The organism is Cobetia sp., assembly GCF_983723665.1.
Map to the genome: position 1 here is coordinate 35,106 of NZ_CFDJES010000005.1, position 8,669 is coordinate 43,774.

The window sequence follows — 8,669 nt, forward strand, 5'->3', positions numbered from 1 at the left end:
TACGACGCCCCCATTGCACTGCGTGTAATGGGGGCGTCGTGTTTGGACTCATCAATATCGTATTCTGTTGATGTCAGGCCAATTTGTCCGTGACAGCGCCTGGCCACCGATTGTGGCCAGCGACAAGGAGGTGACTACATGGCCAGCCCACATCCTCATCTCGCGGGCTTTCTGCGACGATTCGAGCAATTTCCGCCCGGACTCACGGCGGATGAGAAGACCTTTCATGCCACCTTCAACGTGGTCTACGTGCTGGCGGTCAGCTGCCATCTGCTCTACGCCATCCTGCTGTTATGGCTGGGCGAGATGGGTATTCTGGCGCTGAATCTGGCGATGCTGATCGTCGATCTGGTCTGCCTGCAGCTGCACCGTGCTCGCCGTGAAGCCCTGGCGGCCACACTGATGGCGCTGGGCACCTGCGCGCAGATCAGCTTCTCGCTGCGCTATTTCGGCTCGGAGGCCGGGTTCGATTACTTCTACTTCGGCGCCTTGCTGTGCATCTACTCGATCCGCATGTCGTTCATGCGGCGCGTTCTTCTGTGCGCAGCCTGCCTGAGCATGCCGCTACTGGCCTACATCATCCTGATGTTGGAAGGGCCGACCAATCCGCTGCCCGCCGGCTGGATGCTGGCATTTCGCATCATCAATCTGGGCGTCTTGACCATCTTCTTCACGCTGGTGCTGGTGCAGATGGGCTGGTCGGTGGAGCGCCTGCAGCAGCGTTTCGAGACGGGAGGGCGCTTCGATGCACTGACCGGCGCCCTGAGTCGCGCCGAGCTGGTCGACAGCGGGCGTGGCATGTTGATCAACAACGGGGCGCTGAGCGTGATGATGGTGGATGTCGACCATCTGGCGCTGATCAACGAGACCTGGGGTCGCCAGGCCGGCGATCAGGTGCTCAAGGAGCTGGTGCGGCGCATGCGCAGCATCCTGCGCGGGGAGGACCTGGTCGGGCGCTATGGCGGCGAGGAGTTCGTGCTGTTATGCCCGGGGCTGCATGGCGAGCGCGTCGATCAGGTGGCAGAGCGCCTGTGCAAGGGCGCCTCGGCGTTGCCGTTCGTCATCAATGACGGCCTCAACAGTCTGGATGTCAATCTGTCGATCGGTGTCGCCCAGCGTCAGTCCGGCGACAAGGACCTGGAAGGCCTGATCGCCAAGGCCGACGTCAATCTGTTCCGCGCCAAGCAGGACGGCGGCAATGGCTTCGTCAGTGACACCCAGCTGGGCCCCGTGGGTGGGCCGGGCATCGCCGCCATCAATTGAGCGCAATTCACTGCGCGCAGAGTCTTGTGCACAGAGGTTTGCGTATAGAGATTTGCGAACAAAGCTTGGTATACAACCCAGCACGCCCCCGGAGAATGACGTTCATGTCTCCGGGGGCGTGCGTGTGTCAGGGCATCATCAGGCTTGCCCTGAGAAGAGTCAGCGGCGGTTGGACTGGCGACGACGGCTCTTGCTTGCGGACTTGGGGGCGTAGTCGCTGTTCGAGGCCGGTACCGCGAGCTTGGGCGCAAAGCCTTCCACGACTTCGCGTGTCACGAAATAGCCCAGGTGCTGCTCGATGGCGCACAGGTTGCGGAAGTCATCACGCGAGACCAGCGAGATGGCTTCACCGCTCGCCCCGGCACGGCCGGTACGCCCGATGCGGTGGACATAATCCTCGGCGGCGTCCGGCAGGTCGTAGTTGACCACGCGCTGCAGGTCATCGATGTCGATGCCCCGCGCGGCAACGCCGGTGGCCACGAGATACTTGATGGTGCCGGCCTTGAAGTCGGCCAGCAGCTGCTCGCGCATTGCCTGGCTGCGACCGCTGTGGAAGGACTCGGCGGCGATGTCACGCTTCTCCAGCTGACTCACCAGCTTGGCGGCGCCGCGCTTGGTCTCGATGAAGATCAGCGCCTGCTGCCACTGCTTCTCGTGAATCAGATGGCTCAGGAGGGCGGACTTGAACTCCTTGTCGACCGTGATCAGATACTGGCTGATATCCGGCGCGGTGACGTTCTCCGGTGCGACCATGATCTCGACGGCGTCCGTCACTGCGGTCTTGGCGAGCACGCGCACCTGGGCCGAGAGCGTGGCCGAGAACAGCAGGTTCTGGTGCTCTCTGGGCAGCTTCTCGACGATCTTGTTGATGTCGGCGATGAAGCCCATGTCGAGCATGCGGTCCGCTTCGTCGATGACGAGGGTGCGTGTCTCGTCGAGATGGATCGCGCGGCGGGTCAGCATGTCCAGCAGGCGGCCGGGCGTCGCCACCAGAATGTCCACGCCCTCGATCAGGCGTTGTTGCTGGGGTTCGATCTCCACGCCGCCATACATCGCCATGGAGCTGACTTCCAGATACCGGGCGTAGTGCTGGATGTTGTCTTCGACCTGGATCGCCAGCTCCCGCGTCGGCGTCAGGATGACGGCATGTACGCGCTTGGCACGCACCTTGGGCGCTTGCTGCAGGGTCTGCAGTATGGGCAGCACGAAGCTTGCCGTCTTGCCGGTACCCGTCTGGGCGGCGGCGATCAGGTTGTCACCGGCCAGTACGACGGGGATCGCCTTCTCCTGGATGGGAGTCGGGGTCTGGTAGCCTTGCTCGGTGACGGCCTTGACGATGGAATCGCTCAAACCAAGGGCAGAAAATGGCATGGTGTCTCGACTTGTCTAGAGGGGGAGGGGCAAGCGCACATTCTGCGGCAAGGAATGTCTGGCGCAGTGATGCTCACTGTAGCCGAAAGTCCGCTGACGGCCCGGCGCATCATTGGCCATCGCTGCTCAGGCAGGGTAGCGAAGTGGCGGCGATGGGCGCTGCGCGGCAACAATGAAAAAGCCCCGCCTACCTGAAGTAGACGGGGCTTTCGGAATTCAAGGTGGTGGAGGGACAGGGATTCGAACCCTGGGTAGGCTATTAACCTACGCCGGTTTTCAAGACCGGTGCATTCAACCGCTCTGCCATCCCTCCGACTCACGGAGCGAAATACTACCGAACCTGATGAGAATAGCAAGAGGTAAGCGAAGAAAAATCTTCGGAAAAGCCATCGCGGACAATCACTTGCAGCAGGATGGCGCCGGGGTGAGGCCGCCGGAGCCGCCTGCTGGCACCAGACCATGAATCATGATCATGTGTCAGGCCACGAAAAAGCCCCGCCTACCTGAAGTAGACGGGGCTTTCGGAATCAAGGTGGTGGAGGGACAGGGATTCGAACCCTGGGTAGGCTATTAACCTACGCCGGTTTTCAAGACCGGTGCATTCAACCGCTCTGCCATCCCTCCGACTCACGGGATGAAATACTACGGATTTTTCAGTCAGGGTCAAGGGCTTAGCGTAAATTTCCTTGTCGTTCAGATGCTTGAAAGGTCGCACATGCCACAATGGCTGCGGAGACTGACGATGTCGTTGCCTTGCACGCGCCGGATGGTTGCCTCAATAGGGCTTTTCATCGTTCTGTCTCTTGATTAGGCAAACCCCTGAGGGCATGCTGGGGTCAAATCGATGAATCCATCGTAGCAACCTGAGGATAGACACCATGGCTAACAGCTCCTGGCAGGTCTCGCAGGATACCGCGAGCCGCTCGCTCAGTACTCACAAGGTACTGCGCAACACTTACATGATGCTGGCAATGACGCTGCTGTTCTCCGCGCTGACAGCTGGCGTGGCGATGAGCATGGGCGTCGGCCGCATGAACATCTTCGTGCTGCTGATCGGTGCCTACGGCCTGATGTTCCTGGTCCACAAGACCGCGAACTCCACCGCCGGCATCTTCGCGACCTTCGCCTTCACCGGCTTCATGGGCTTCACGCTCGGCCCGGTACTGAATGCCTACCTGAGCCTGCCCAACGGCGGCCAGCTGGTGATGACCGCGCTCGGCATGACCGGCATCACCTTCGCCGGCCTGTCCGCGGTGGCACTGGTGACGCGCAAGGACTTCTCGTTCCTGGGCAACTTCCTGTTCGCCGGCGCCATCGTGCTGATCCTGGCGATGCTGGCAGCGATGATCTTCAACATCAGCGGCCTGGCACTGGCCGTCTCCGCCGGCTTCGTGCTGTTCGCCTCCGCGGCGATCCTGTTCGAGACCAGCCAGATCATCCACGGCGGGCAGACCAACTACCTGCTGGCGACGGTGAGCCTGTACGTCTCCATCTACAACATGTTCGTCAGCCTGCTGGCCCTGCTGGGCTTCGCTTCCGACGATTGATCGTCAAGCGAAGGAACATGAGACCTGCAAACGACCCCGCCTCGGCGGGGTCGTTTGCGTTCGGGTGTCAGGTGGCGTGACTCGCGCTAGAATGGCGCCCATTCATAAGCAGTCACACGAGGTTCGCATGCGTTATGCTCTGGCCGTCTACGGCGGCCCCTACAGCCAGCAGGCCAGCCATTCGGCGCTGCGCTTTGCCGACGCCCTGCTGGCGCGCGGCCATCAGCTGACCACGGTGTTCTTCTATCACGATGGCGTCTATAACGCCGCCAACATGATGGCACCGCCCCAGGACGAGCCGCATCTGCGCGATCGCTGGCTGTCGCTTGCCGAGAACCACGCCACCCGCCTGCAGGTGTGTGTCGCGGCGGGGCTGAGACGCGGCATGCTCGATGAGCGCGAAGCGGCGCGGCATGGCAAGCAGGGGCATACCCTCGAGGCGCCGTTCGAGCTGACGGGGCTGGGCCAGCTGGTCGAGGCGACGCTGGACAATGACCACCTGATCACCTTTGCATGACGTCATTTCTTGTCGTCACTGATGATGTCACTTATCGAGTGAGGAGCAGACCATGAGCGATGTGATGACGGCGCCCCTGGCAGGCGATGACGCCGGGATGGCCGCCGGTGATCTGCTGGTCATGCTGCGCCATGGCCCGCATGGCAGCAGCTGGCTGCGCGAGGGACTGGAGGCGGCGATGGTCGCGGCCGCCTTCGGGCGCGAGGTCGGGCTGCTGTTCACCGGCGATGGCGTGATGGCGCTGCTGGAAGGGCAGCAGGTCGGGCCGCTGGGGCAGAAGGGCAGTGACAACCTGCTGGCGGCGCTTGAGATGTATGACGTCGAGCGCTGCTACGTCGATGCGGCGGCGCTGCGCGCACGGGGCCTGACAGCGCAGGATGTCACGCTGTTGCCGGTCACGCTGCTCGAGCACGACGAGGTGGTCGCGCTGACCACCGCGTTCTCGCGCGTGCTGAGCTTCTGACACGTCACTGCCGCCAACGCTGGCGACTGATATGCTCGCATCAGTTTCCTGATGCCATGTCATTGATATCTCTTGATTGATGGCCAGTGGCAGTCCCAGCTTCCCTTGCCTGGATAATTGCATGAATCTACATCTACTCAATCGTTCGCCATTCTCCAGCCGCATCCATGATGATGTGCTCAATGCCATGGGCGCGGAAGATCAGCTGCTGTTGATCGAGGATGGCGTCAATGGCGCCCTCGACAACGCCGAGCAGCACCTTGCCGGGCTTGAGGGGCGGCTGTTCGCGTTGCGCGAAGACCTCGAGTCCCGCGGCCTGCTGGGGCGCTGCGCGGAGAACGTCATCGTGGTCGACGTCGACGGTTTCGTCGCCTTGACCGAGGCCGCCGACAAGACCGTCAGCTGGTTCTGAGGCGCCAGGCGCTTCTCCCTTTCAATTTTCATGCAAGACAGTGAATCAGGATCTGTATGGCCAGTAGTGAAGCGGTGCGCACACTGACGCTTGATGGGCGTGATATCGGACTGGATGCGGAAGGCTATCTGGTCGATCTGGATGACTGGGGCCCGGCGCTGGCGGAAATGCTGGCCGCCGAGGAGGGGCGTGAACTGACGCCGGAGCACTGGGAGGTGATCGAGGTGTTGCGCGACTTCTATCAGCGCTTCTCGCTCTCGCCGGCCATGCGCCCGCTGAGCAAGGCGATGACCCAGCGGTTTGGCCCCGACAAGGGCCGCTCGCTGCATCTGATGCGGCTGTTCCCGGACAGCCCGCCCAAGGTGGGCGCGCGCATCGCCGGGCTGCCCAAGCCGACCAACTGTCTGTGACGGTCAGCCGCATGCATGAGTCACCTTGCCCGTCGTGGTGCGCTGCGCTCAACGCGCAAGACCCGGCAGGGATGGCGACGTACGGCGTTGTCTGCGTTACTATTCGTCACAGCGTTGCGGTGTCGGCCAGGAGGCCGATGCTGCTTCAGGTCCCGCGACATGGTCGCAAGGGCATTTGAATTCAGGCGGACAAGAGTCGACTTGCATGGGAAGAGCATTCCAGAACCGTAAAGAATCAATGGCGCGTACCTCTCTCAACAAGGCACGCGTGTATTCACGTTACGGGCGCGAGATTTACGTCTCGGCCAAGAGCGGTGGCCTCGACCCCAACGGCAACCTGAGCCTGCGTCGTCTCATCGAGAAGGCCAAGAAGGACCAGGTGCCGACTCACGTCATCGACAAGGCGATCGACAAGGCCAAGGGCACCGGCGGCGAAGACTTCGCTCTGGCGCGCTATGAAGGCTTTGGTCCGGGCAACGTCATGGTCATCGTTGATTGTCTGACCGACAACAACAACCGCACCTTCGGCGAAGTCCGCACCTGCTTCAACAAGGGCAAGGGCAAGCTGGGCGCGCAGGGTTCGGTGTCGCACATGTTCGACCACCGCGCCATCCTGGCTTTCAAGGGCGCGGAAGAGGACGAGGAAAAGGTCCTGGAAGCGCTGATGGAAGCCGACGTCGATGTCAGTGATATCGAGCTCGACGAAGGCATCATCACGGTTCTCGCGCCGACGACCGAGTACTTCAAGGCCAAGGGTGCGCTGACCGACATCTACGGTGAAGACCTCGACTTCGAAGTCGATGAGATCAGCTTCATTCCGCAGATCCATACCGAAGTCGGCGGCGATGATGCCGAGCTGCTCAACAAGATGCTCGAGCTGCTGGATGATTGTGAAGACGTGCAGCAGGTCTATCACAACGGCGAGTTCGTCTAGGCCAGCGTCTTGAACGTGATGCGACTGACGGTTTCACGCTGACTGGGATGCGAATGTCAGTGTGAGAGGTCAGTCAGAGAAAAGCCCCGTCGGCATGCCGACGGGGCTTTTTCATGTCTCGACACTCTGCACGTATCGACACTCTGCACGTATCGACAGTACGCGCGTCTCAGCAGTGCGCGCGCTTCAGCAATGTGCATGGTGCTGCGCTTGCGGGTCCGTCTCGCGTGGGTCCGCCATGCCACCCTTGACGCCATGCTTTACCAGCCAGACGTTGACGGGCCAGGCGGCGAGCAGCCCCAGGCTCAGGGAAATGATCAGCGAGTTCCAGAACAGCGGCTGGTGCATGCCGGCACCGCCCGCAAGCCAGAGGTCCACGGAAATCGCCACCACTTCCATCACCACGATGGAGGCCGTCTCGCTCTTGAAGGCATCACGAATCACCTGCGGCTTGTCATCACTGCCGCCCTGCAGCATCGGGCCGACCGTCAGCAGGAAGCCGAACAGGTAAGCGAAGATGAAGGTGATGATCGCGGTGGAGATATTGCCCATGGCCAACAGGCCCACCGCCAGGCTGACGCCGACGAATTCCCCCAGTCCGCAGCCCGAATAGCAGTGCGCGACGCTCCTCAGCCCCTTGCGGGCATCACCGTTGGCGGCGATCTGGCGCCGCCCGGCGAAACGATAGACCAGCAGTCCCACGACACCGGAGTAGAGCGTGGTCAGCCCCCACACCCACTTCATCATCGGGGCCAGGTGAGCATTCTTCGTGGTCAGGTCACGCACGACCCAGATCAGCGCCGGTACCATCAGCAACAGCCAGCACAGCAGCAGGCTCCAGTGGGAAAGTGACTCACGTAATAGATCTTGCATGGTGACCCCCGTAGAGTGGATGTCGCAGATGGCCGTGCGCCGATAGCAATACGCTGATAGCAGTACGCTGGTGGCGCGGCCCTCCTTGATAGCTGGTGGGGGCAGCGCGCCATATCAAGGGTGGCTGGTCATCGCCTGCTCGCAACCGCCCGTTGCTTCCGCCTGACAGGGTGACAGACGAGGGTGTGTTCTCACGCCTTGTTAACCTTGCCGCAAGCCTCCATGGTGAAGGATGTCGGGCATTGCCCTTGCAATGTCGCCACTTTTCCCAGGAGTCACCATGTCGAGATACGCTGCTACATCCCTTGCGCGCGCCGCCCGTCAATTCGCCGGCGTCGGCTTGATTGCCTCGCTCGCCGCGCCAGCCGTGGCCCAGGCGGCAGACGACAAGGTCTTCGGCTGGGTGGAGAAGGCGACCATCGAGCCGTGGGGCGTGATGGTGAAGGCCAAGCTGGATAGCGGCGCACTGACCTCCTCGATGCATGCCGAGAATATCGAGACCTTCGAGCGTGATGACGAGGAGTGGGTGCGTTTCGATGTGGAAGTCGAGGACGAAGCCAAGGGTGACAAGGTCGAGAACACCTTCGAGCGCCCCCTGTATCGCGACCTGACGGTATCCGGCGCAGGCGGACGCGATACGCGCCCGGTGGTGCTGATGACGCTGTGCATGGGCGGCGAGCGCTACGAGGAGCAGTTCAGTCTGCGCGATCGTGACGGCATGAATTACCCGGTGCTGCTGGGGCGCCGCACCATCCAGAGCCTGGGTGTGCTCGATGTGCGCAAGACCTTCCAGACCAGCCCGGACTGTGCCGAGGACGCGCCGCTGCATCGCTATGAAGACAAGGAGTATTCCGATCGCATCGGCGCGGCGTCCTGATC

The 8,669-nt window shown here is 61.9% G+C and carries 10 protein-coding genes and 2 tRNA genes; 8 read left to right on the top strand and 4 right to left on the bottom strand.

Translation table 11 applies throughout. From position 1 onward, the window contains the following. Positions 1 to 138: 138 nt before the first annotated feature. The gene (locus AC4FAH_RS01295; RefSeq protein ID WP_054557336.1) at positions 139 to 1,263 is read left to right on the top strand and encodes a GGDEF domain-containing protein; all 1,125 of its coding nucleotides are present in this window, start codon (positions 139 to 141) and stop codon (positions 1,261 to 1,263) included. A 159-nt stretch (positions 1,264 to 1,422) separates the two neighbouring features. On the opposite strand, the gene AC4FAH_RS01300 is transcribed toward AC4FAH_RS01295, so the two are convergent. From AC4FAH_RS01300 to AC4FAH_RS01310, 3 genes are all read right to left on the bottom strand, one after another. Then, positions 1,423 to 2,634, bottom strand: coding sequence for a DEAD/DEAH box helicase (locus tag AC4FAH_RS01300; RefSeq protein WP_490245569.1), 1,212 nt, complete (start codon positions 2,632 to 2,634; stop codon positions 1,423 to 1,425). Between the two features lie 222 nt (positions 2,635 to 2,856). Further along, positions 2,857 to 2,947 (bottom strand) — tRNA-Ser (locus AC4FAH_RS01305). Between the two features lie 220 nt (positions 2,948 to 3,167). Further along, positions 3,168 to 3,258, bottom strand: a tRNA-Ser gene (locus AC4FAH_RS01310). A 254-nt stretch (positions 3,259 to 3,512) separates the two neighbouring features. Here AC4FAH_RS01310 and AC4FAH_RS01315 point away from each other — a divergent pair. From AC4FAH_RS01315 to AC4FAH_RS01340, 6 genes are all read left to right on the top strand, one after another. Continuing rightward, complete coding sequence (locus AC4FAH_RS01315; protein ID WP_054557334.1) at positions 3,513 to 4,181, top strand: Bax inhibitor-1/YccA family protein; 669 nt, start codon at positions 3,513 to 3,515, stop codon at positions 4,179 to 4,181. 127 nt (positions 4,182 to 4,308) lie between these two features. Further along, the gene (gene tusD, locus AC4FAH_RS01320) at positions 4,309 to 4,698 is read left to right on the top strand and encodes a sulfurtransferase complex subunit TusD (protein ID WP_043335054.1); all 390 of its coding nucleotides are present in this window, start codon (positions 4,309 to 4,311) and stop codon (positions 4,696 to 4,698) included. A gap of 52 nt (positions 4,699 to 4,750) precedes the next feature. Further along, the gene (tusC, locus tag AC4FAH_RS01325) at positions 4,751 to 5,161 is read left to right on the top strand and encodes a sulfurtransferase complex subunit TusC (protein ID WP_225347840.1); all 411 of its coding nucleotides are present in this window, start codon (positions 4,751 to 4,753) and stop codon (positions 5,159 to 5,161) included. Positions 5,162 to 5,282: 121 nt separating this feature from the next. Next, positions 5,283 to 5,573 (top strand): sulfurtransferase complex subunit TusB, encoded by a 291-nt coding sequence (gene tusB, locus AC4FAH_RS01330; protein WP_286987654.1) that lies wholly within the window; start codon positions 5,283 to 5,285, stop codon positions 5,571 to 5,573. Between the two features lie 56 nt (positions 5,574 to 5,629). Then, the gene (locus AC4FAH_RS01335; RefSeq protein WP_107335158.1) at positions 5,630 to 5,983 is read left to right on the top strand and encodes a TusE/DsrC/DsvC family sulfur relay protein; all 354 of its coding nucleotides are present in this window, start codon (positions 5,630 to 5,632) and stop codon (positions 5,981 to 5,983) included. A 205-nt stretch (positions 5,984 to 6,188) separates the two neighbouring features. After that, positions 6,189 to 6,917 carry a YebC/PmpR family DNA-binding transcriptional regulator gene (locus AC4FAH_RS01340; protein ID WP_054557332.1) on the top strand — a complete coding sequence of 243 codons (729 nt, stop codon included), beginning with the start codon at positions 6,189 to 6,191 and terminating at the stop codon, positions 6,915 to 6,917. Positions 6,918 to 7,103: 186 nt separating this feature from the next. Here the strand turns inward: AC4FAH_RS01340 and AC4FAH_RS01345 are convergent, their stop codons facing one another. Further along, a complete protein-coding gene (locus AC4FAH_RS01345; protein WP_153635435.1) occupies positions 7,104 to 7,790 on the bottom strand; it encodes a DUF4396 domain-containing protein in 687 nt (228 codons plus the stop codon). Between the two features lie 280 nt (positions 7,791 to 8,070). On the opposite strand from AC4FAH_RS01345, the gene rloA3 reads away from it, so the two are divergent. Continuing rightward, a complete protein-coding gene (gene rloA3, locus AC4FAH_RS01350) occupies positions 8,071 to 8,667 on the top strand; it encodes a retropepsin-like aspartic peptidase RloA3 (RefSeq protein ID WP_225347841.1) in 597 nt (198 codons plus the stop codon). The last annotated feature ends 2 nt before the right edge of the window (positions 8,668 to 8,669 follow it).